The organism is Aminipila butyrica (assembly GCF_010669305.1).
Classification (GTDB): Bacteria; Bacillota; Clostridia; order Peptostreptococcales; family Anaerovoracaceae; genus Aminipila; species Aminipila butyrica.
Genome location: NZ_CP048649.1, coordinates 1,144,914 through 1,167,442, shown reverse-complemented (window position 1 = coordinate 1,167,442; position 22,529 = coordinate 1,144,914). Strand labels below are relative to the sequence as shown.

Genomic DNA, 22,529 nt, shown 5'->3' with positions numbered 1-22,529 from the left:
CCTATATCAGATTTGTTCTTCTCTTTAGAATAATGATGGAATCAGTCTGTCGGATGGGGATGGAATCACTTCCGAGTTGACCAGCAGGCCCTTCTCCTCGGCGATGCTCTTTCCCGCTTCCTCTCCAGTCTCCACCGCCGCTACGTCTCCGGTAAAAGTAAAGAAGGCTTTCCCTCCTATCCCGTTACCCAGGCGCAGCTCCAGCGGTTCTAAGTCAGCTGACTTTAAGATGGCATCGGCTGCGATAACCATGGTAGACATGGAAAACGATTCCATTATTCCCAATGCCTGAATCCGCTCCGGCATAGTAGATCCGGTGATAGCTGGAAAAACCTCTGGATGTACATTGGGAATCACAATGGAATCCACCCAGTACTCTCCTGCTACTCGTTCACCTACCTGCACGGAATCTTCTACCGCCGCCACGTCTCCATGAACGATGGTAATATATTTTCCAGGACATGTGCTGCTGGCTGTTACAATCTCTACATCTGAAATCTTTACCATCTGGTCCGCTGCATAAATGCCTCGGGCAATACTTGTAAATTCAACCATTCCTATTGCGTTTGCCATCTTAACCCCTCCTTATTGCAATGTATCCATTGCCGCATTCGGTTACCGTCCCGGAAATGCTTGCATGAATGGCAGCTCCCAAGCTATCTGCTGGAATCTGTCCAATCTTCTGTCCAACCTCTACTCGGTCGCCTACCTGTACCACCGCTTCTGCCGGTGCACCTACATGCTGCCTAGTTGCGATGTGCACTTCCTGGACCTGCAAAGGACATTCTGCCATCGGTGCCGGCTTATCAAAGTCTCGAAGGCCAATTCTAGCAATCAGGCGCTTACTTGGCAGTTTGCGCATTTCTCTTGGGCCTCTGGCTTCAAATACGTCCTTCGTCGGCTTATACCGCATTCCCTTTTCTAACAGCATGTCCCGGAAGTAGTTGTTGGCTGCTTTCGGATACAGGCCAATCGGACAGGCAAACAGCTCACATAGGTTGCACTGACAGCATAACTGGGCGATGCCCTTTTCCTCCAGGTTATCGGATTTATAGCCTAAGGCCCGCATCATCTTGTGGGGTTGGGTTGCATGTCCTAGCAGATATCTCGGACACATGTCCGTACACATTCTGCACTGCTCGCAGGTGGCCCGATTGATTCGCTTGCTCTGCTCTTTCGAAGCAGACTTGCGCTGAATCAGCAGGTGATGCTTCTTCAAGATGACAAAGCCTTTTGTCTTCTTCGTCACATAGCCATCTGTTCCGGCCATTACCGGTCCCATCATCGGACCGCCGTCGATAACAGTGTAGTCATCGAAGTTTTCAATGCCGCTAAGCTTGAGTACATCAATAATTGGTGTTCCAACTGGTACTTTTACGGTCAACCGCTGAGGGATATCTCCCGCCAAGGTCAGATACGTTTCCGTTACCGCTTTCCCCTCCATGGCGTAGTAGATGTTGAGGGCTGTCTCCGAGTTGATTACCACGCAGCCTACCTGAATCGGAATGCCTACTTCTGGCACCACTCGTCCAGTCAGCTCATATACTAGCACCTGCTCGTCCCCCGCCGGATAAATATCTGGCAGCAGACCGATTTCTACGTAATCCTCTACATGCAGGGCTTTAATTCGTTCTTCCAATATGTGAATGACGTCTTTGTGTTTTCCTTTTATTCCGAGGATGGCTTTCTTTGCTTCCACCTGTCTGCCTGCGGCTTCAAAGCCTTTGATGATCTCGTCTGGAAAAAGAGCCATCAGCTGCTGGTCTACTCGTAGAAGCGGCTCGCATTCCGCTCCGTTTAGAAGAATATATTCCGCTTTTGACGCTAATTTCGCATGGGTCGGAAATCCTGCTCCACCTGCACCAACGATGCCGGCTTCTTTTACTTGTTCAAGAAGATTCATTCTCTATACCTCCCGAATTCATCCAAAATCGCAATCTTCGTCAATAATACCGACAACAACTGCATCTACCGGAATATTGTCATCTCCCAGCATACGTCTGGCCGAAGAACCCTGACACACCAGCACCCGATCGCCGATGCCCGCACTGATGATATCCACTACCACCAAGCGTTGACCTTCGCAACCGCCGCCGATGACCTCTGCCAGCATGAACTTCAATCCACTCAGGGATTCTGCCTTTCGTGTTGCCCATACATTGTCAATCAGTCTTGCTGTTAACATAAATCTTTCCCTTCTTCCAACTTTCCTTTGATCTGCCGGATCGCGTCTTCCACCGATGCCGTATCGCCGAAAATCGCAATCATGATCATATTCTGCGGACAGCTCCCACGGATATCGTCCACCGTTACGCCGACTGCCTTTTCTGCCACATCAGCGGCACATATCATTTCAATCATCCGCCCCTGTACCAGACCTACTGCATCCACACGCTCCAGCTGGTTTTTATCCGGCGAACTCATGCGTCTTTTCAATATGTCCAAAGTCCCTTTTGTCGGGGTCTTTATAATTCGAAATTCCATTTTACAACACCTCTCTGTTCGATGCGCTCCTCCTGCCGCCTCCCTTGTACTGGGAAACTGCAAACATCGGATTCTTTGGCTTTGGGTAAGATACTTTCATCTTCTTTTTTATTTATCTTATCTCGACGGCTCTGCCTCTTCCGCAGAAGCGGTCATATGTCCCACCTAGAACTTAGTTAAAAGTCCGCTGGCAGTCCTTTCCTCCTACGGCCTGGCAAATCATCTGGGATACTGCATTAATTAAGCAGTTAACTTTTTCCAGAATTTCCTGGCACAGCAAGGTTTCCTCTTCCCTGCCTTCGTAGAATTCCATTACAGCTGGCTCTATCTCCCGAAGAGCACTTCGCAGTTTGTGCAAGGCTAGGATTTCCTTCCCCTTTACAAGCTGCATGTGGAATTCTGTCACTTCAAAGCAATCATCCATGTCTTCACAGAATTTTTCTCCGTTGATTCCGCTGCATTCCTGACAGCAACCTATTTCTCCCAGACCTTTTCCTTCTGCAAACTGTCTGATTCCTGCAAACTGTTTGCCTAAGCTGATGACATTCTGTGCTAAGAAAACATCTTTGTCCAAAAGGTCCTGCCCTGTAGCGAGAAAAATGGCTTCCATGGTTCTCATCTTGCAGGTCAGCTTTTTCTTCCGCCAATCCAGCTTCGGCTTTGGTCCCGCTTCCGGCGTCATCTCCTCCGCCTTAGCCGGTCCCTCTTTAGCCGGTTCTCGATCTTCACTGGTGGTCACCACAAATTTTTTCACAAAAGGCACATCATCAAACATATTGATACCTCTATCTGCTAAAAACTGACGGGCACCGGGCGTAAGTCTGGTTCCTGGTTCCATTTCATAGGTGGTAAAAGGTTCTCTTCGGTATATGTCCCGTAGATCTTCTTCGGTTATAAACTTCATACGCGTCCCCCTTTACTTGTTAATTGTAATATATGTGCCTTTAAAGCCTCGACCCCTGTTCCATTTGGAACACTGATCTGAAAATAAGGTTCGTTTACTCCTATCTGCTTTAACTGCCTTCTGCACACTTTTTCATTTTCCGGGTTCAAATCACATTTGCTGATCACACCGATGACCGGACATCTAAACACTCTGGCAAAGCCTGGTGAGTAGACTTCTGTAGGTCTCGATTGATCTACCAACAGCAGAATGCAAGCTGCTGCATTTTGGGCGGTTGCGATTAAATGCTTGTACATCCAGGGGATGGCCACATAGGAGCTAGGCACGTCAATCGTATTTTTCCCGTAAATGGTATCCTGTGTTTTTCGCAATGGACCGTCATATTCATTCAGTTCATTAACTAGTGTCGTCTTCCCGCAATGGGCCGGTCCTATGACCATCACACGCTTTTTCTTCATGTTTTCGTAATAGGAACGGTTGTAAAACCAAGCAAGTTGCACAAGGTTTCCGTTACAGCCTCCAGAGCCGTGGTAACGCTTTGCACATCTCCGCTGATAACGACTGAACCGGTGAAACGATCTAAAAATCCAATTTCCACATCTGCTGTCTTCGTTGCAACATCCGCCGCAATGATAGCCGTTTCGTAGGGTGACAAGGTGAGTATGCCGATAGCTCCTCGTTCATCGATTCCCAAACGTTCATATATATCAGGCATGGGAGAGGCAATCACATGAGCGATGGTGACCTGCTTTCCAGGTACAGATTCTTGTATAATACGCTCTGTGGCTTTTTCAATAGCTGTTCCCATAAATTTTACCTTTCAATTCTTTGTTCAAATGCTCCGCCGATTTTAGTGACGAATAACGGATACAGGGAAATCGTATTTCTTGATCCAGCATTCTATTCGATCTAGCTCTTCTTCGCTTAAGCTTGGATCCCCTTCGATAGGGTATTCCATGCCCAGCTGATTGTACTTGTTTACTCCCAGTTTGTGATAAGGAAGTAAATCGATACCTTTGAAGTTTTTCTGATCCCGGTATGGCATGAGGAACTCGATAACCGCAGTAATCTCTTCCTCGCTGTCGTTTATTCCCTTTAGCATCGGCATCCGCACCTGTACATTGTACCTCCGGTGAAGGAGTTCTTTCAGGTTGGTCAAAATCTGTTCATTTCGCACCCCTGTCAGTTCAAAGTGCTTATCTGAATTCATTTGCTTGACATCGAAAAGGAACAAATCCGTAAATTCAGCAATCTTCAATATGTTTTCCAGTTTCGTATAACCGCAGGTCTCAATAGCCGTATGGATTCCCTCCTGCTTGCAAGCCTGCAATAAGCTGGTAGCAGCCTCAATCTGCGCGGTGACTTCACCGCCGCCCAAGGTCACTCCGCCTCCTGAAACCTCATAAAAAGTTTTATCTTCCAGGATGATTTCCAACAGCTCAGAAATGGTCATCACCTGACCTACAATGGTCAGTGCACCAAAATTGCAAGCTTCTACACACTTTTGGCAGCCAAGGCAATCAATGCTCTGATCTACCTTATGCTCTTGATTATCCTTTGAAATAGAATGTATCCCAACTGGACAGACAGAAACACAAGCACCGCAGTTTGTGCAATTGTTAGCCTTGTACATGACTTGAAATTTCTTTTGCAGTCCCTCCGGATTGGCGCACCATTTGCAGCGGAGCGGACATCCTTTGAAGAACACGAGGGTTCTTACGCCGGGGCCATCATACATGTTATACTTCTGTATATTGAAAATGGTCGCTTTTCTTTCAATAACACCTGCATTTGTATTGTTCATACTATTTCAATCTCCAATTTGCTCAATCCTGGCCTTTTAAAAAGTAAGCTGCCGCCTGCCTCTAGGCTTTACCTGATGAAGACAGGCCGCAAGCTTCATTATTTAAAATGGGTCCTGTTATAGCTTAGAATTTTGTCAACATCGTTCTGCTGATGATTTCATCCTGAACATCCTTGCATAATTCTACGAAGAATGCACTGTAGCCAGCAACACGAACTACTAAGTCACGATACTGTTCTGGGTGCTTCTGAGCTTCCAGCAATGTCTTGTTATCCAAGTAGTTGAACTGCATTTCTCCATTGCCCATGGCACAAGCAGCCCGAAGCAGAGCAATGATACCAGCTTCGCCTTCTGGGGTATCCAACAGACCAGCCATCAGCTTGAAGTTGTGTACCATACCAATGTTCATGTTGTCGCAAGACAGCTTGGAAACAGACTTGATAATAGCTGTAGGGCCCTTGAAGTCTGCACCTTGAGTAGGGCTGATACCGTCTGACAGCGGTGACCAAGCAGCACGTCCGTTTGCCGTTGCGCCAAGCAGCTGACCGAACGGAGTATTATTGGAAATGGACAGAGTACCATGGCTCAATACGGAGTACAGAGTCTTGTACTTTCTGTGATCCATCTCGGTGAAGTTAATCAGGTCTGCTGCAATTAAATCTGCATAGTCGTCGTCATTACCATACTTTGGAGCAGCCAGGCAGTCCGCCTTAATCTGATCATATCCTACGAAATCTACCTTTAAAGCTTCGTTCAGCTGAGCCAGCGTGTACTTCTTATCGTCAAATACCAGCTTTTTAATTGCTGCCATGGAGTCTGCATACGTAGCCAGACCAGACCACACAACACCAGGACCGAAGTTGTACATTGCGCCACCGGCAGAAACGTCTCTAGCCGATTCCATACAACCTTCGAACATAATGGACATCAGCGGCTTCGGAGCCAGCTCCTTGTGTACTCTCTGAGAAATAACGGTAGCTACGCTTGTCCACTTTGTTACGTACTGAATCATTCTCTTTACAGCAGCATCAAACTCTTCATATGTCTTATACTGACTCAGATCGCCGTAATCCGGGCAAACCTGCTTGCCAAACCAAAGCGGTGTACCACTGTTCAAAACCAGCTCGATACAGATTGGCCACTGAGTGTAAGAAGTGGAAGTCCACTGATACAGACGGCCGGACTTCTGCGGCTCTACACAACCCATCAAGCAGTAGTCTCTAGCATCCTCGATGGAAACGCCTTTCGCCAGCATCATCTTGATATGTGTATCGTCGAAATGGCAAGCCGGGAATCCCATACCGGAACGAACTACATCAACAATCTTCTTCATGTACTTCTGCGGGGAACTCTTATGAATACGGCAAGCCAAGGATGGCTGATAAATTCTTACGTGGCGGACAGCGTCCATCAGCAGGTAAGTCAAATCATTGGTAGCATCCTGTCCGTCGCGGGAAACACCACCTACGCACATATTTACAAACGGCTGGTATCCGGCAAAGAACTTGGAACCACCTTCACTGGTAACCCACATCATCTCAGACAGTTTAATCAGCATACAGCCAGCCAAGTCAAAGGCTTCGTAATCGGTCATACGTCCAGATTCGATATCTGCCTTGTAGAACGGATACATATACTGGTCCGCACGTCCGATGGACATACCAGTCTGGTTCTCTTCTACTGGAAGCAAGGATTCGATGGTGAACATGGACTGAATAGCTTCCCAGAAAGATTCTGGCTTATACTTTGGTACTCTAGCATTTACTGCGGAAATCTTCTGTAACTCCGCCTTACGGGTTGGGTTGCTTTCCTTTGCAGCCAACTCCGCAGCATAGTCAGACATCCGCTGGGCATAAATCATAACACCTTCTGTGGTATCGATGATGGATTTATAGAAGTAGATTTTTTCAATATCATCTGGGTTTTCATAATCCAACTGAGTCAGATGATCTTTTGCTTCCTGCTGGATGTCGATCATACCCTTCTTCATAAGGATTACGTCATAACCTGGGTTGGAGTCGCCGCCGCCGTTTACTGCATGGTATGAGCAGTCGGAAACGAAGGATTCACCGGACAGTTCCCAAACTCCAGCTTCTCTGTACTGGTCTTCGCAGAACTCATCGACAGACTTGCCTGCCCAGAATGGGAACAGCTCTTCTTTCATAAATTTCTTGTCTTCTTCAGAAATGAAGAACGGGTCCTGGTCACGAGTACCGATGGTGTCAATTTCATCCTGCATCCATCTCCAAGCGATGTCTGGGGAGAAAGCTCCGGCACGAGGGGCGCCGCAAGGAGCACCAACGATCAGCTCGTTGTCCTGAATTACCAAAGGAGCTGTTTCGCAGCAATATCTAAAGCACTTTGCACGAAGCATAATCTTTGGCATACCTGGATTCTCTCGGGCAATCTTTGTTACTGCTCTCGCACGGTGTGTAGTCACCGTCGGAACCTGATCCAAGTAATTGTCTTTCAATAATCTATGTCTCTGAGTCATGCCATCAGGGATAGCAGTTCCCTGGTTTGTTGCCACGTGATCTCTGCTGGTAGTAGCCGCTCCTGAATTGATTTCATTTGAAACCCCTTCAAACATCTTCATGATAGCGGAACGTTCCTCTGGAGACATGCTCTTTGTAGCTTCTGTAAACTTTTCTGAAAATTCACGAATATCCAAAATCTGTACCTCTCATTCTTTTTTATTTTAACCAGATGTCTCCACCTGATATTAACAAGTTATATTTATGCTATTGAATGGCCTCTATAGCTTTTTTCAAAATGCTATGAAGCATTTGTATATTCTCAGAATTCTTTTCTTCCTGACTTAAACTTCCACAGGAGGAAATTTGACTTTCTGTCAATACACCCTTCACTGTTTCTTCCATTTTTCTCACCCCATAGCCCACTTTGCGGACATAGATGAGATTCATTGGTGAAACATTGTCGGCGGTCATTCCTTCACCGGCCGACCCGCTGCCTAAAGTCATAGCAGGGAATAGGTTTGTCGTCCCACCCATACTGCCGAAAACAGCCGGGGTATTAACAAGCATCCTTCCTACTGGCTTTTTTAATGCGAACTGACGGATAACCTCTTCGTCTCTGGAATGGATAACCAAAGTATGTCCATGCCGTTCGCTGAGCAAAAGTTCAATGCATTTTTCGCAGGCGTGCATCCAGTCGTCTTCAATATAGTAGGCTAACACCGGACACAGTTTTTCTTTGGAGTACGGATTGTCCTCCGACACATATTTCTGCTCTGCAATAAGAACCTTTACGTTGTCAGGGACCCAGAAACCAGCTTTCTTTGCCAGCTGCTGAGCCGTCTTGCCAAACATTTCAGAATCTGCGCTGCCGTCAAAGCGGAAGAACAGGGCTCCCAGTTTGTCGGCCTCCTCTTCTGACATGAAATAAGCACCGTTAATCTGCAACTGGGTTTTCACCTCTGCCGCAATGCAGCTGTCCACAACAATGGACTGCTCCGCTGCCGATACGATACCGTTGTCAAAAGTCTTGCTGGCTATAATATCACAGGCTGCTTGCTTAATATCAGCAGTCCGCTCAATAAACGCCGGTCCATTACCATTCCCTCCATAAATCACTGGCTTTCCTGCCTGATATGCCGCTTTCAGCATGGCCGGAACTCCGGTGTTCATAATAAGGGAGGTCTCTCGATGATTCATCAGCTCTAGGGTACCACTCTGAGTAACCGTATGCAGATAGGCGATGGCTCCCTCTGGAAGTCCGTAGCCCTCCGCCGCCCGGATTAAGATATCGAGTGTTTTCCCAATGGTTTTTTTTGCTCTCGGATGAGGCGAAAAAATAATCGCATTCCCCGATTTGATGGCTATTAAGGCCTTATATATAGTAGTAGATACCGGGCTTGTCGCAGGACAAAGAGCAACGATTACACCCATAGGCACCCCTACATCCATTGTCCTGTTTTGTTTATCTTCATTGATAATACCCACACAACGCATGTCTCTGAGCTTTGTCCTAAGATAATCACAGACAAACTTGTCTTTAATGGCCTTGTCCTGATAATTGCCGTAATCGGTCTCATCACAAGACATTTTAGCCAGTTCGCCAATATGTTTATTGATTTCTTCCGCCATGCGTTCAACGATCTCATCCAACTTTTCTTGGGGAAAAGTCGCTAGCTTTTTTTGTGCCTCACGTGCATTCTCCGCCAGAATTCGAGATTCTTGGATGGAGAGCAAATCATTATCAATAATATTCATTCAGGACTCTCCTCTTCGTCTACATTTTACTTGATGTTGCCAGCAGCAACTTTTTAACCAAGTATTTTATCAAGTGAGTAACGGGCAATAATCTTTTCCAGATCCTGATGTGGTCTTGCGATAACAACAGAGCTGTAAAGATTTCCATCTTCCATTTCCGTTACGGCTTTTACGCCGGCTTCTACAGCCGTCTTACAGGCTCCTACATCACCTCTTACCAATACGGAGATGTATCCAGATGCCGTGTTTTCATATCCTACCAAGTCTACGTCTGCTGCTTTGCACATGGCATCCGCTGCTTCCAGGGTGAAAACTAAACCAAATGTTTCAACTAAGCCTAATGCTTCAAATTTTGCCATCTGTGTCGTTCCTTTCTCTAAAATCACTTATTACGCATCGATATCGTGTACGGATACGATGTCGCCTACAGCCGGGATAGGCCGCGGCATCACATTTTTCGCCGTCAGTTTACCGATAGCTGAAGCAGCAGCGGCTCCTGCCTCTACAGCAGCCTTTACAGCGGCAACGTCCCCTTTTACCAAGATGGTTACCAGCGTAGACCCGATGTTTTCGTAAGCAATTAGCTCTACATCGGCTGCCTTCAACATCTTGTCTGCTCCTTCCAGAGCCGGCACCATGCCTACTGTTTCAATCAGGCCCAGGGCCTCTTCACCATAATATCTCACAGAGCTCCTCCTTTCACATAGGTCCTTGAGCTCCCCACTGGGGAGCTCAAGAAAATAACAAGAATTAACGGTTATTATTTAATGTACATATTAATTGTGGCAGCACCCTCTTTATTTGCATGGTAGTAAACCTTCAGTTCACCCTTTGAATCCAGCTCATATCGAGTTTCTTCCAACAAACCGTTTGCTTCACCAGTCATGATTGCTTCAATGACAGCCGGCTTCTTCAGTCCTTTGAAGTTGCCGTATTCACCTTGTAAAGCCGCAATCACATCGTCGGCACACGCCTCTTTCACAGTAGTAAAATGTTTTAAAATTGCAAAATTCAGTGGTCTCATGGTATTAAGCCTCCTTCTTTCTGAATAAATCCATCGGATTCATAGCGATCAGCAGGATACCGATAATCATAACGACTGCAGCAGCCCATGCGATCGGAGCTAAGTTCCAGCCTTCCTGTCCATCAAATACGCCGATAACGATCCAGCAGAAGAACGGTCCCCAGAAAGAGTACGCGCCGTTGCAAGCCATACCTAATGCTGCTCCGCACATGCTGTTTCCTTTATACCACAGGCTATATGCGTATACTGAGAAGAAACCACTGGCGATAAAGAAAATCAAAGATGGCATGTCGGTCCATACGTTAGCGATCAGTTCGCCGGCTAGTCCAACACCGCCGCCGGAAAGAACGCCCCACAGAGGAACTAAGATAATCATGTTTGTCAGACCAGATGTACACTGACGAATTGTAATACCGATTTCGGAGTCGATCATGGAAGTACCATAACCAGCTACGCAACCTTCAATACCCCAGCCTAAAGCAGCGATGAAAGCGATGCAGATACCCAGCATCAAACCTTCTGGTGCTTCAGCGCTCATACCAGTGCTTCCAATCATAACGCTGGCCAGAACACAAACAGCTACACCACACATCATACGGAAATTCAGTGTCTGCTTAAAGAGCACTCGTCCTAAGATGGCACCGATAGCCGGGCAAAGAGCTGTAATTGGGATGATGATAGATCCAGCCATTTGCAGAGCTACAACGTAAGCTGTACTTGCAATTGGTCCACCGATCAGAGCTGCTGCAATCATAACAGCACCTGGCTTCGTCTTCAAACTTCTGAAGAAGTCGCCTAGTTTGCCCTTTGCGGCGGCAATGATGATACACCAAACACCAGAGATGGTGTCATTCAGTGCACTTCCCAAGGCCCCCAACATGTAGGTCATTACAAAAAGGGATAAAACTGTACCACCTGCAGAAAAGCCCGCATATAGGCTGTTTCCCCATACGCCCTTGAGCATACCTAGGGTCATGAATGCGGAATACAGGCCATAACACATACCAGATAAAATTGCGACTGTAATACCTTTTTTAAAGAAACTAGATGATAACTTTTTTTTCGCAGCCACCGCCTGAGCGCTTGCTGCTCCTGAAACTTCGTTCATAAAATAAAAAACTCCTTTCACTAAAACGCAGATGTTACGTTTCTTGTTGTATATCATTAATAATGTAAATTATAATGATCTGGCATTTAATGACTGTAAGCTTCACTTTCGTAGTATAACCCTCAAGCTACATTATTATAAATAATGAATAATGGCTGATAGCTTTCAAATATTGCATCATTAGGATTTTTCTATACCCTAATTAGTTTTTTCTATTTTGTTTGGTTAAATTATAACCCTTGCCCTATGGGGGAATGTCAACAGATATTTTAGCAGTATTTTTTTGTTTTACGTATGTATTTTTTTGTTGTAAAAATCCTTGGGCCGATACAATTCCGTTTAATTCTTGCACCTTTTACCCTTTTGTTCTTTTTTAAAACAAAAAAAAACACACAGACCTTACCCCTAGGGGAAGGTTTGTGTGTTTTTATAATCTAGCTCGTCTTTTTTTGCAAAAAAGTTTCTGTTCTCTAACAGCTAAAAACTCCTAAAAGATTCCCGGGGGAGCATCCAGTGAGCCATAGCTGCTGACAAGCTCATTTTATTCGCCGTTCACTTATTTTGCCGCAAACCAGAATCACTGTGCCCGCTGAATAATCAGTTCTGCTTGTGCTCTGGTTGCTGTATCTTTTGGTCCCAAGATGGCTGCAGACTTTCCGCGGACAATCTCTTCATTGAAGGCCCAATGCATAGCAGTCTTTGCGTATTCAGAAGTCTTCGCCCAGTCATTGAAATTCTGGATTGCCATCCCCTCTACATTGGACACATCCTTGCCTGCCGCCTTTGCATAATTATAAAGGATCGTTACCATCTGCTCCCTGGTAATAGATGCATTGGGACTGAATTTTGTCGTAGAAGTTCCGTTGACAATGCCCTTTTCCTTCGCCCAAACTACGGCCTGAGCATAGGAGGTATCGGCAGCTACGTCCTTAAATACCATTTCCGTTTCTTTTGCTGCTGCTTTGTCTGCTTCACCGCTGAGCATATACAGCTTTTCTACAAACTGAGCTCTTGAAATCGCTATCCCTGACGTATCAAACTGATCTATCCAGATTGGATTGCTCACAGCATAGTGCCCTTTTTCATCTAGCGCTACAAAGTTGTACCACAAGTTCTTGGTACCGTCGTTTTTCATCTCATACGTGAATGCGACTGGTTCCGTTGTATTATAGTCAAAAGAAGCGACCACCTTGCCCATACTGTATACATCGATGCGCTTCAGGTTGTTTACCGCCTGAACATTGGCATGGAAGGTCTTAGCTGCGCCTTTAGCTACGTCATAGGTTTCCCCAAACATCACATCTTCCGCCGGTGTAAACAGCGGTCCCATAGTGGCGTAAGCATGACCAGAGGTCAGGGCTGCCAGATAGGAATCTGTCGTCAACTCCCCCTCGATGTGAGCATACATACGGATGATACCTGGATACAAGCCAGAAGTAACATCGTGCTGATCGGAACCGGCGCTTAGGAACTTTTTATTCCCTTGGTTCCAGTACATATTCATCGCAGCTGACAACGCTCTGGCGTCCATATTGGAAGCATCAGCCAAGTCCATGGTGGATTGCAGTTCCAACAGGTCGAAGTTATCAGAATTTGCATCATGTCCACCGATAACGCCGTCCCGGTTCAAGAAAAATCCGTAATCTGTGTACGGATGGTGTACCACCACAACGGCATCCATAGCATGACCTTCACCAATAATTTCCCCTGGTGTACCAGATGGATTCACTGGCGTGGCTTCTACTTTGGCATTTGAGTAATCAACGTTCAGAACACCCCAGTGTCCCCAACCCGGGGTTACTTCTAAGGCTGGAAGCACGGGACGTCCGGCGGCTTTAGCCATCTCTACCAGTGCCTCAGCGTTTTTCACTGAATCGTGATCGGACACCAGGTTTAAATCCAGCTTGGCCGCTATCTGGGCGATAAACAGCTGGTCAATTGGCGTGGCACCATCTCCAAGGCTGGAGTGCTGATGGTTATCCATGTTGTACCAGTTATTCAACCTTGGATTGACGAGTTCTGGGATTACCAAGTCCTTGTTATTAACATACTTTTCACCGGACGCAATCTTCACGTCGCTGATGGTTACCCGCTTGGATTCGTAATCAGCGCCATAAGATGCTGTAAAAGAGAAGGTTCCTGCCGGTACATCAAAATCCGCTACATACTGGCCATTCACCAGGTTGGTGAAGTAAACCGTTCGGCCCAGCAGCTTAATGTCTGTAGCTGCATCGGAAAGTACTTCGATTCTGGCCGGAATATTCTTTCCAATCTGATCTTTAACGGTCAGGGTAGCATGGGCTCCTGCCTGCAAGGCAAACGCCAAGCTGTTCTTGTCCGCCTTGCCATCGGTTATCGTTACACGCTGAGAAACAGACGGCGTTAAGCCTGCTGCCTCCCCGTGAATTTCATAAGTTCCGTCTGGCAGCTTAAAGCTGTATTCCCCTTTGGCGTCGGTCATCACCCATGCCAGCGGTGCAGAATCCACTTTCACCACAGTGGTGTCATCGTTGGCCACGTAAGCACCGTTTTTATAAATAAGGACATAGGCGTTTTCCACTGGCTTTCCAGCATTGTTTACCACTTTGCCGGAAATCGTATCCGCCTTTAATTTCATATTTTCAATGTTTCGTTCGATAATCGGTGTTGTTGAAGCCGTATCAGAAACAAGCATCTCGCCGTCAAAAGTGATGGTCTGCCCACCAGCAACGGTCACCCTCTTGTAAATATCCTTATAACCAGAAGAGCCTTTGTAGGTATCTGCATCGGTCAAGGAAACAGATACACAGTAAGTCTGGTTATAGGATTCCTGACCATAGGTGGCCACGAAGTTAGCCATCGGCTCATTAACTCTTGGATCATTTCCTACCCGCACGCCAGTTACCTTGGTATCTGGATACCAGCCAAAAGGTCCATACATATTAGCCGCCAAGGTAGAGATGGAGTAGCCTGCATTCATGTCCGCATAAGCTTGGTTGCCAGCAGGGTTGCTCATGGTAGTGGTCATCTTTATGTAGTCCTTGCCATCCTCCAGTACATAGCGAATGGTCACACTCATTGGTGCATCGTGCCCTTCTTTGTAATATCTAGTCTTGGCGACAACCTCGATGTTTGTGTCATTTTCTTTATAAGTAATCTTTACGTCATCCTCCAGCAAGTCTGTGCCCTTATAGGCATCAGTAGCTGTCCAGTAATTATTCAAAAATTCCACATCATTTACTAAGTCCGTGCCAAAAATCGGGGTCCCATCACTGTTCTTCCCTTCTATCTTAGCTACATCTAAAATACTTCCTTTCGTCATGTTCCAGTAGTTGGACGAGCCCACCGCAAAAGACGCGGCGATCTTGCTGTTGTAAATGGTTATGTCCTCTTTACTGTTGGCCATACCTTGATCAATAGGGGTAGACCCTTTGACGATACTGCCTTCAGCCGCAAAGACTGGTGATGCAAAAAGCAACATGCCTCCCAGCAATCCCAGCGACAACATCAAACCTACTCTAAATTTCATGTTCATCCTCCTTATTGTATAAATATAAAGCTTCAACGCTTTCATTATAACCATTGCCCTAAGGAGGAATGTCAACGCAAACAATTCCAGATTGTTTTGATAATTTAGAATTTAATGTATTTTTCGTCTTTTTTGTTTTTTTAGTACACTTTTCTATGTTGAATTTTGCCCATATTTTCCCTTTTTCTTCTTTAAGCTTCCTGTGACTGATCCATTACAGCTTTGCCCTGATTCAGCGATTTCTTTGCTGATTTTTACAGACTTCTTTGAGGTTTCTTGTTTAGATGCAAAAAAAACATTCCCCTATAGGGAATGCTTATTTGGCTATTTTGAGCATGCTCGTTCTGTTCTACAGGCTCCCACCCTCCATTTTTCTAAGAATTAGTGGGCCATACCGCTTAAATTTAGTCCGACAACCCCTATGACGATAAAGAGAATCGAAACGATTTTTAAGGTGTTCAACTGCTCGCCAAACAACCAAACGCCAATGATAGATATGATGATAGTTCCTGCTGCCGACCAAATGGCATAGGCAAGACTTACATCCATCTTCTTTAAACAAAAGGACAGGCAGGTAAAACTGATAAAATAGCCTAAAAAAGTTCCTACTGTGGGCAGCCATTTAGAAAACCCCACCGAGGCCTTCATCAAGGTAGTTGCAATCAATTCAAAAACAATAGCACAAAATAAAAAAAACCAAGACATTTTCATAATCCATCCTCAAACTTTCTTCTGCCTTTTAACAATATGTTCTTTTGTTTTGCTCCAAAAAAAACATTCCCCTGTGGGGAATGCCTTTATCGGGTGATCTGAACTACAATCTCTGTTACAAACTGTTCTTCATTTCTAGTAGTCCAGTAATCGGTCACATATCGCTCATAGCACTCTTCGGCACACGTATAGCCGTGACTATCCGCCCACTCACAAATCTTTGCATAGGTCTCGTGGATATTTTCATGTCCTCCGATATGGTAACAGGATGCCGCCATGTATCCGCCGATGCGCGTCACCTGATCCTCCTGATACTTCAAAAGTGGTTTTTGCATAATCTTTGCTCGCTTGCAAGTGCCCTCCATCTTTTCGTGAAAGGATGGAAATAAAAGTACCACTGAACCAGTAATCTCATTGTTGATGCTCTCCAGGTAGTTTGTCCAATCAATGTTGATAATGGATTCCCTGTAATTATAGTTGAAATCCTGTTCCATAAAGGCATAGACCGTGGTGTCCACATACTTTACCGCAACCTCGTGAACATCGTTCTCAATAACCAGCTGGGCCTCCAGGATTAAATCGTACCAATCCTTGACAGAAGTGTAGCTATTATGGATTGTGGTTTCCAACTCCCTCAGTTCATCAATCTTATTTCGGAACTGACGCTCAATCAGCGCATAGGTATTGCCTTCAAAAAGCTCCCGCATCTCCTCCAGCTTGAACCCCATCTGCTTATAATATTTAATGACAGGTAAAGACAACAGCGTCGTCCTGTTGTAAAATCGATAATTATTGTCATCGCGAACCTTATCAGGAGATATAATTCCTATTTTGTCGTAAAATCGCAGTGCTTTTTTGGATATATTACAAATTTTGCTGACTTCGCCTATGGAATAGAACTCTTTGTCTTCCACATGCCCACCTCCCACAACATACTTATAAAATAGTATATACCAACTATCCCTTGATTCACAAGTACAATTTTATATACATGCTCGCCCCATAAAAAATATTCCTGCGGAATCTGCCCACAGGAATATTTTTTCAACGCTTTCTTTATTGGATGCTAGTTTTGAGTCGTTTTGGAATCAACAGTCAGTGGAATGTATCGTTGAAACAGGGTACTGACTTCACCGCGAGTAGCACTTGCTTTAGGATTGAAGCGATTGTTCTGATCCCCCTTTAAGATACCTGCCTGTTGCATCGCTGTCACCGCCTCTTTAAAGACAGGACTTATATTGCTGTCATCTGTAAAGGAGACAGCCGCACTTGCCTCTGGCAGCTTATAACCGATAACCTTGGTATAGTTATTCAAAACGGCGGCAATTTCCTGCCGGGTAATTGCGCGATTCGGTGCAAATTCACTGCTGCTGATGCCTTGAATGATGCCGTTTTTATATGCCCATTCAACGTAAGGGCGATAGTATGCATCTACCTTGACATCGGTGAAGCTGCTCTTTGTGTAATCACTTATGTTTACAGCAGAGAGTCTACCGAGGGCAGTAACGAAATCCCCTCTGGTGATGGCAGCATCTGGCCGGAAAGTGCCATCTGCCAGACCGCTGAATAGACCGCGGTTTACCACATAATCAATGCTTCCCTTTGCCCAATGGCTGCTGGTATCTGTAAAAGAAGAGTCATAGGCTATCCCATACACGGAAAAATGATTAGTACTGAAAATCATGCTCTTGCTCTTTGTATCGTAAGCCGAGTCGTCGATACGGGTGAGTTTGCCGTTTTCATCTACATAAACGGCGTACAGGCGACCAGTGTTTTCGTTTGCTGCCGGGGTGTAAGGAATGGAGAGCGTGACGCTGCCTTTGCCAAGATTGCTAATCAGCTGGGCTTTGCCATCCTTGACGCTGTTCAGCGTGATATCATAGGCATTGCGAACACCTTGAACGGTTACCGGATGGATGGCGACCGTCACATCACCGGAGCTTTGTGACTGAATCTGATTCAGCGCTTTCGAATTAAAATTCATCGATAGAAGCTGACCGTTTAATTCGAGCTGCTGCACCTTTGAATCGGTTAGTTGTTTGAATATCGGCTGAGAGAGCAAAATGTCAAGTGATTTGGTGCTCGCCGGATTGTTCAGTGTGATAGCCAGCTTGATGTCGCTATCCGTCTTTCCTTGGGCTTTTGCATCGGCCTGAGCCTTTGCAATAACATCTGTGATGGTTTTGGCAGAGACAGATGCACTGGCAGAACCATTTGTTCCCGCCGTCGCGGTTACAGAAGCCGTTGCGGTCACCGATTGACCAGACTGCGTATCTGTTGTAGGTGTGGTCGTCGTTTTTCCGGAAGAAGAACCGCCGGAGCCTTTACCTCCGGAAGAAGAAACATCGGTCACTGTCGCCACTAGCTTGCCGCCTTCAACCGAAAGCGCAAAGGTATACTTTGATGCGGTCACCGATGTGGTGGTAGGTGTGCCGGTCAATCCTTTTGCACTGGAATCCACCAATACAACTTTATCCCCTTTGGAAAGGGACGGCTGCCCATCAAGACTGATACCGATTTTTGTATTTTCGATATCCACCGGTCCGGGCGTGGAATATTTTCCATCCCCTTCCGTTACGGTAAGCATGGTGCCGCCGCTGGAAATAGTGGACGGCAGTTTAAAGTTATAATATTCAAAGCCGCCTAACCCCTTGACCTGCTGACCGGACACGTTCAGGTTCAGCGTATTGCCTGTAAAGGCATCCGTTGAGAGCTCTGAATAGCCACCGTTCAGCAAAGCCGTGCTTAAATCCCCATGGCCGGATATGCTCACCGTGTTGTTTGTGGCATTACCAAAGGATGATTGCCCACCGCAGAGGTACCTCGCGATTTTGATGCCATCGCTCTTTATCTCCACCGTGTTACCGACAGCGTCATTCATTGCATACCCCCCGACAACTTGATTGATGCTGCCGGAATCGCTGGCGATAACAACCTTATTGCCTGTAGCGTCTCCGCTGGAACTAAGGCCGCTGCCACATGCACTATCAAGAATTCCCGTAAAATTATTTAAGGTAACCGTATTGTTTTTGGAGTTATTTTTGCTTCGTCCTCCCAAAATGCTTTGAGGCGCTCCTGCAAAGTTTCCGCCATTGACAAAGACCTGATTGTTTTCCGCATCCTCAGCCGTTCTTTCGGTATATCCGCCGTAAAAAGACACCCAATCTGAGGTAAAATTACCTGATTTTATAGTAAGGGTATTGCCGGAAGCCGTGCCGTAAGTTGCTTCACGGTAGGTAGTGATATTTCCCTGTGGGCCAAAACCGTTTCCTGCGCAGGAACTGTATTGTGGTAAGCTGCTGTTGTCTTCAATGATAACATTCCCTGGGGCACTGCTGCCTGTCACGGTCAGGGTGACAGGATTGGTAGAAACGCCACCCTTACTGTTATTGATATCAACTTTGTATTGACATCCGTTGTAAGCAGCCGGGATATTTTGAAGCTGGAGATTGTCTCCCACAAAAGAATAAATGCTGCTTGCTTGGATGTAGTACCAAGCATACCCGTCCAAAGAGTAAGACCACGTGTAAGTCGGTTCCGGATCTCCGACAGCGTCTACCGTGAATGTTACGCTCCCTCCGGCTGCTACATTTTGATTACTCGGCGGTGTAATAATGGCTGGTGCCCCGGGGGTTATCGTAAAATGGAGGTCAACGGTGTCCACCTCGCCGTTGTCGCCGCTAATTTGAAGGGTATCGGTATAGATTCCCGGAAGTAGATGGGATTTAGACTGCACCTTGACCGTTGCGCTATCCCCCTTCTTAGTAAGCTCCTGAGAAGATAGGGCCGTCTCGATTTCAAAAGCTTCACCTCTTTCCAGCGTTGCTTTCAACCCGCTAAGACGTACTGAGCCGGTATTGGTTAAGGTGAATATTTGTTCCACCGCTGGGTTGAAATAGGAGTAGTCTTGCTCCGGAAAGGTATGAGAGTTTGGGGCGATGCTGGCGCCGAAGCTGGCTGAGTCACATACTTCAAAGGTTAAAGAAATATTCACACTAAGCGCATCGCTGCCCGTAACAATCACTTGCTCAGTATAGAGGCCGGCAAGGAGATTCCCTTTGGGCTGAGCACGAAAGGTCAGCTTGTTGTTAGTACTATCAACCGTGTCGGAAGATAATCCCTCGGTTATTATAAAGTTTGAATCATTTCCTTTTTCAAGGCTTGCACTGATACCTGTATAACTTCCCTCAACGCCATAAAATTCTATGGAAGCTTCTCTCGCATCAGGTTGCCGGTATCCCTCTGCCACCGTGCCGAAATCAAGGTTGGATACTCCAATGGTAATGCCTGCATGGGCTGTCACAGGCAGCATCCCTGGCAGCAGACACACGGCAATCAGCAGCGCCAGTATTTTACTTGCTATTTTTTTCATTGAATCCGCCCCTCCTTTTTCTCATTTGCAAATTGATGGATTAAAGTCATTTTTGTTCCTCCTTTTTATTATGGTATTAATTTGTCCCCGATGATGCCGGTTACACAAACGTATTTTTTTTGAGTTACCGCCTCAGTTGACTTCGTTTTCTGCTATGTCGGCAAGATGAAAAATCCTGCCATTAAAATCCCCGTCTTTCAATATCATTTCCTCCTCCCGCTTATAGCAAATATTTTTTAATAAAAATGCCGAAAGCGCCCGTATGGGCGCTCACGTGAATTCATGGCTATATTTTACCATTTGTCAATAAGAAAATGGAATTCAGTCGCAAAAATGTGACCGGCAGGTACAAAAAACGGCGCTTGACGCGCCATTAATCTGAAAACGATTCAAAGATGTACCCTTCCTCATTTGTATCATATTGAATGGAGAAAAACGCCCCCAGCTTTTTGCGCAGGCGGTAAACGGTATTCTTAACGGCACCATCATCTCCCACCATCGACTGTTTCCACACCGTTTCATACAGGTGCTTTGAGGAAAACGCGCGTCCTTCATTCTTCACCAAGAAAAGCAGAACCGCAAACTCTTTCTTTGTCAGCAGCAAGTCTTTACCGTTCAAAAACACCTGATTTGCCAACAGATCAAATTGAAGCGCACCTTTCGTCAGTGTCTCGGGGACCTTCCCCGCCCGACGCAGTAAGGCCTCTACTCGTGCGGCCAACACACGATAGTCATAGGGCTTGGCAAGATAATCATCCGCACCAAGGGAAAGGCCCCGCACGGTATCCTCGGTTGTCCCCAGTGCCGTTAGCATTAATATGGGGAGATCCGTGTACTGGCGCAATTCTCTCAGAAAGTCCAGTCCACTTCCATCGGGCAGCATAATATCCAGCACCACCACATCCGGTACCTGTTTAGAAAGGCTCATCCTTGCTTCGGCAAGGTTCATGGCAATGGCCACCTGATAACCCAACAGCTCCAACATATCCTTATTGGCAAGCTGAATCCGGGGATTATCCTCAATGAGCAGTAGTCTAGCTTTCGGCATAAGAACCCTCCTCCCTGTATAGCGGTAATTTGACCTTGACTCGAGTTCCCTCTCCCTGTACGCTGTCAATCATAATCTCACCACAGTGATCATGGGCAATCTGTAGGCAAATCGACAGACCAAGTCCGCTGCCACCTCCGTCTGTTATGCCTCGCTCAAATATTCGGGAGAGAAGCTCGAGCGCAATGCCCGTGCCGGTATCGGTGATATGAAAAACAATCTCTTCATCTTGCTGCTCCGCACTTATGTGTATATGCCCCTGTTTCGTGTGAGCTCCAGCATTGCTGAGCAGATTGGAAATAAGTTGCACCAGCTGATCAGCATGCCCATACACCAGAAGAGGCGTCTCCGGCAAGGAAAGCAAAAGGGTGTTCCCTTTTTTCTCCAGCAAGCTTCGATAGGCCTCCGCCGTAGTCCGGAGGATACTACAAATATCCTGTGTCGTTTTTCGTTCACCAGCTTCCTGCAGAAACGCCAATCTCAAGGTGCTATCTACCAAGCGGGAAAGTCGCATTGCTTCATCATATACCAAAGCATGGGATTCATGAATCTTCTCCAGGTCCCCATCCCGTCCCAACTCTAAAAGCGCCTCGGCCCGTTGGGCATGTACGGAGATAACAGTCAGCGGCGTTTTTAGCTCATGGGAGATGTTGGCAAACAGCTCCGTTTTCATTCGGTTAAGTTGGCTCAGCAAGATGTTTTGCTCGGCAAGCTGCTTTTGCTGCTCGTTGTAGAGTTTAAAGTGGAAGTAGAGCATGGTGCCCAATACAACACTGACTGATACGAAGCCCACAATCACATCGGTGAGCAAGTCTTGCTCCCGCTCCCATGGGTTGACCAATTCGGGATGGCGAAAAGCGATGATACAAATAGAAAGGTACAGGATAACTTCTGCAAAAGACACGGCAATGGCTCTTTTCCCCTCCAACATTAGAATAGTAAAAGCCACTGCAAAAACAAAGAAGCTGGACATTCCGCTGTGATAGCCCCCTGCTGTGAAAAACAAAACCGGGAATAGCACCATAAAGATAGCGATGATAGTAATAAAATAACAGAGCTGGTATCGACCAGTACGCTGAGAATAACGAAGCAGCCCATAGGATAGGATGACCGAAATAAAGTTTCCACCAATGTTTCCCATCCCCGCATCAATTGCAATCCCCACAAGTACCATAGCAAAGCTGATGACGGTCCCGCCCATGGCCAATACATTAAACAGCCGGACACGAAAATCAAGGTCATGGCCAAAATATCTGCTGATAAATTGTATTCGTCGATTTCTCATATGTAGGTTCATTCCTTTCACTCTGCTCAAGACACAAAATCTTAATCTG

At 46.2% G+C, this 22,529-nt stretch carries 20 protein-coding genes; all 20 read right to left on the bottom strand.

Annotation, left to right across the window (positions count from 1 at the left end):
- Positions 1-24 precede the first annotated feature (24 nt).
- The 20 genes from Ami103574_RS05680 to Ami103574_RS05585 all read right to left on the bottom strand — a co-directional run bounded on the left by Ami103574_RS05680 (position 25) and on the right by Ami103574_RS05585 (position 22,480).
- The gene (locus Ami103574_RS05680) at positions 25-573 is read right to left on the bottom strand and encodes a BMC domain-containing protein (protein WP_163065709.1); all 549 of its coding nucleotides are present in this window, start codon (positions 571-573) and stop codon (positions 25-27) included.
- Position 574: 1 nt separating this feature from the next.
- A complete protein-coding gene (locus tag Ami103574_RS05675) occupies positions 575-1,903 on the bottom strand; it encodes a 4Fe-4S dicluster domain-containing protein (protein WP_163065708.1) in 1,329 nt (442 codons plus the stop codon).
- A gap of 18 nt (positions 1,904-1,921) precedes the next feature.
- A complete protein-coding gene (locus Ami103574_RS05670) occupies positions 1,922-2,185 on the bottom strand; it encodes a EutN/CcmL family microcompartment protein (RefSeq protein WP_163065707.1) in 264 nt (87 codons plus the stop codon).
- Entirely contained in the window at positions 2,179-2,484 is a 306-nt protein-coding gene (locus Ami103574_RS05665; protein ID WP_163065706.1) for a BMC domain-containing protein, read from the bottom strand. The genes Ami103574_RS05670 and Ami103574_RS05665 overlap by 7 nt, the downstream gene beginning before the upstream one ends.
- A 172-nt stretch (positions 2,485-2,656) precedes the next feature.
- Positions 2,657-3,388, bottom strand: a complete 732-nt coding sequence (locus tag Ami103574_RS05660) for an ethanolamine utilization protein (RefSeq protein WP_163065705.1) — start codon at positions 3,386-3,388, stop codon at positions 2,657-2,659.
- Positions 3,385-3,846: a EutP/PduV family microcompartment system protein gene (locus Ami103574_RS05655; protein ID WP_163065704.1), complete on the bottom strand. Its 462-nt coding sequence runs from the start codon at positions 3,844-3,846 to the stop codon at positions 3,385-3,387. The genes Ami103574_RS05660 and Ami103574_RS05655 overlap by 4 nt, the downstream gene beginning before the upstream one ends.
- Complete coding sequence (locus Ami103574_RS05650) at positions 3,843-4,196, bottom strand: BMC domain-containing protein (protein WP_163065703.1); 354 nt, start codon at positions 4,194-4,196, stop codon at positions 3,843-3,845. Before Ami103574_RS05650 ends, Ami103574_RS05655 begins: the two co-directional genes overlap by 4 nt.
- 42 nt (positions 4,197-4,238) lie before the next feature.
- Positions 4,239-5,192, bottom strand: coding sequence for a choline TMA-lyase-activating enzyme (cutD, locus tag Ami103574_RS05645; protein WP_163065702.1), 954 nt, complete (start codon positions 5,190-5,192; stop codon positions 4,239-4,241).
- Between the two features lie 124 nt (positions 5,193-5,316).
- On the bottom strand, positions 5,317-7,863 hold the full coding sequence (cutC, locus tag Ami103574_RS05640) for a choline trimethylamine-lyase (protein ID WP_163065701.1): 2,547 nt from the start codon (positions 7,861-7,863) through the stop codon (positions 5,317-5,319).
- Between the two features lie 70 nt (positions 7,864-7,933).
- Positions 7,934-9,424 (bottom strand): aldehyde dehydrogenase family protein, encoded by a 1,491-nt coding sequence (locus Ami103574_RS05635; RefSeq protein ID WP_163065700.1) that lies wholly within the window; start codon positions 9,422-9,424, stop codon positions 7,934-7,936.
- Between the two features lie 53 nt (positions 9,425-9,477).
- A complete protein-coding gene (locus tag Ami103574_RS05630) occupies positions 9,478-9,783 on the bottom strand; it encodes a BMC domain-containing protein (protein ID WP_163065699.1) in 306 nt (101 codons plus the stop codon).
- Between the two features lie 30 nt (positions 9,784-9,813).
- Positions 9,814-10,110, bottom strand: coding sequence for a BMC domain-containing protein (locus Ami103574_RS05625; RefSeq protein WP_163065698.1), 297 nt, complete (start codon positions 10,108-10,110; stop codon positions 9,814-9,816).
- 74 nt (positions 10,111-10,184) lie between these two features.
- Positions 10,185-10,448 (bottom strand): hypothetical protein, encoded by a 264-nt coding sequence (locus tag Ami103574_RS05620; protein ID WP_163065697.1) that lies wholly within the window; start codon positions 10,446-10,448, stop codon positions 10,185-10,187.
- A gap of 4 nt (positions 10,449-10,452) precedes the next feature.
- Positions 10,453-11,556 carry a hypothetical protein gene (locus Ami103574_RS05615; RefSeq protein WP_163065696.1) on the bottom strand — a complete coding sequence of 368 codons (1,104 nt, stop codon included), beginning with the start codon at positions 11,554-11,556 and terminating at the stop codon, positions 10,453-10,455.
- 577 nt (positions 11,557-12,133) lie between these two features.
- Positions 12,134-15,064, bottom strand: coding sequence for a CehA/McbA family metallohydrolase (locus Ami103574_RS05610; RefSeq protein WP_246213201.1), 2,931 nt, complete (start codon positions 15,062-15,064; stop codon positions 12,134-12,136).
- 381 nt (positions 15,065-15,445) lie between these two features.
- Positions 15,446-15,769: a DMT family transporter gene (locus Ami103574_RS05605; protein WP_163065694.1), complete on the bottom strand. Its 324-nt coding sequence runs from the start codon at positions 15,767-15,769 to the stop codon at positions 15,446-15,448.
- 92 nt (positions 15,770-15,861) lie between these two features.
- Entirely contained in the window at positions 15,862-16,689 is an 828-nt protein-coding gene (locus tag Ami103574_RS05600; RefSeq protein WP_163065693.1) for a MerR family transcriptional regulator, read from the bottom strand.
- A 152-nt stretch (positions 16,690-16,841) separates the two neighbouring features.
- A complete protein-coding gene (locus Ami103574_RS05595; RefSeq protein WP_163065692.1) occupies positions 16,842-20,147 on the bottom strand; it encodes an S-layer homology domain-containing protein in 3,306 nt (1,101 codons plus the stop codon).
- 373 nt (positions 20,148-20,520) lie between these two features.
- The gene (locus Ami103574_RS05590; protein WP_163065691.1) at positions 20,521-21,195 is read right to left on the bottom strand and encodes a response regulator transcription factor; all 675 of its coding nucleotides are present in this window, start codon (positions 21,193-21,195) and stop codon (positions 20,521-20,523) included.
- The gene (locus Ami103574_RS05585) at positions 21,182-22,480 is read right to left on the bottom strand and encodes a sensor histidine kinase (protein WP_163065690.1); all 1,299 of its coding nucleotides are present in this window, start codon (positions 22,478-22,480) and stop codon (positions 21,182-21,184) included. The genes Ami103574_RS05590 and Ami103574_RS05585 overlap by 14 nt, the downstream gene beginning before the upstream one ends.
- Positions 22,481-22,529: the final 49 nt, after the last annotated feature.

Coding starts and splice junctions, on each gene's coding strand:
- Ami103574_RS05680 (WP_163065709.1), bottom strand. CDS start 573: ATGGCAAACGCAATAGGAATGGTTGAATTTACAAGTATTGCCCGAGGC.
- Ami103574_RS05675 (WP_163065708.1), bottom strand. CDS start 1,903: ATGAATCTTCTTGAACAAGTAAAAGAAGCCGGCATCGTTGGTGCAGGT.
- Ami103574_RS05670 (WP_163065707.1), bottom strand. CDS start 2,185: ATGTTAACAGCAAGACTGATTGACAATGTATGGGCAACACGAAAGGCA.
- Ami103574_RS05665 (WP_163065706.1), bottom strand. CDS start 2,484: ATGGAATTTCGAATTATAAAGACCCCGACAAAAGGGACTTTGGACATA.
- Ami103574_RS05660 (WP_163065705.1), bottom strand. CDS start 3,388: ATGAAGTTTATAACCGAAGAAGATCTACGGGACATATACCGAAGAGAA.
- Ami103574_RS05655 (WP_163065704.1), bottom strand. CDS start 3,846: ATGAAGAAAAAGCGTGTGATGGTCATAGGACCGGCCCATTGCGGGAAG.
- Ami103574_RS05650 (WP_163065703.1), bottom strand. CDS start 4,196: ATGGGAACAGCTATTGAAAAAGCCACAGAGCGTATTATACAAGAATCT.
- cutD (WP_163065702.1), bottom strand. CDS start 5,192: ATGAACAATACAAATGCAGGTGTTATTGAAAGAAAAGCGACCATTTTC.
- Ami103574_RS05635 (WP_163065700.1), bottom strand. CDS start 9,424: ATGAATATTATTGATAATGATTTGCTCTCCATCCAAGAATCTCGAATT.
- Ami103574_RS05630 (WP_163065699.1), bottom strand. CDS start 9,783: ATGGCAAAATTTGAAGCATTAGGCTTAGTTGAAACATTTGGTTTAGTT.
- Ami103574_RS05620 (WP_163065697.1), bottom strand. CDS start 10,448: ATGAGACCACTGAATTTTGCAATTTTAAAACATTTTACTACTGTGAAA.
- Ami103574_RS05615 (WP_163065696.1), bottom strand. CDS start 11,556: ATGAACGAAGTTTCAGGAGCAGCAAGCGCTCAGGCGGTGGCTGCGAAA.
- Ami103574_RS05610 (WP_246213201.1), bottom strand. CDS start 15,064: ATGAAATTTAGAGTAGGTTTGATGTTGTCGCTGGGATTGCTGGGAGGC.
- Ami103574_RS05605 (WP_163065694.1), bottom strand. CDS start 15,769: ATGTCTTGGTTTTTTTTATTTTGTGCTATTGTTTTTGAATTGATTGCA.
- Ami103574_RS05595 (WP_163065692.1), bottom strand. CDS start 20,147: ATGAAAAAAATAGCAAGTAAAATACTGGCGCTGCTGATTGCCGTGTGT.
- Ami103574_RS05590 (WP_163065691.1), bottom strand. CDS start 21,195: ATGCCGAAAGCTAGACTACTGCTCATTGAGGATAATCCCCGGATTCAG.
- Ami103574_RS05585 (WP_163065690.1), bottom strand. CDS start 22,480: ATGAGAAATCGACGAATACAATTTATCAGCAGATATTTTGGCCATGAC.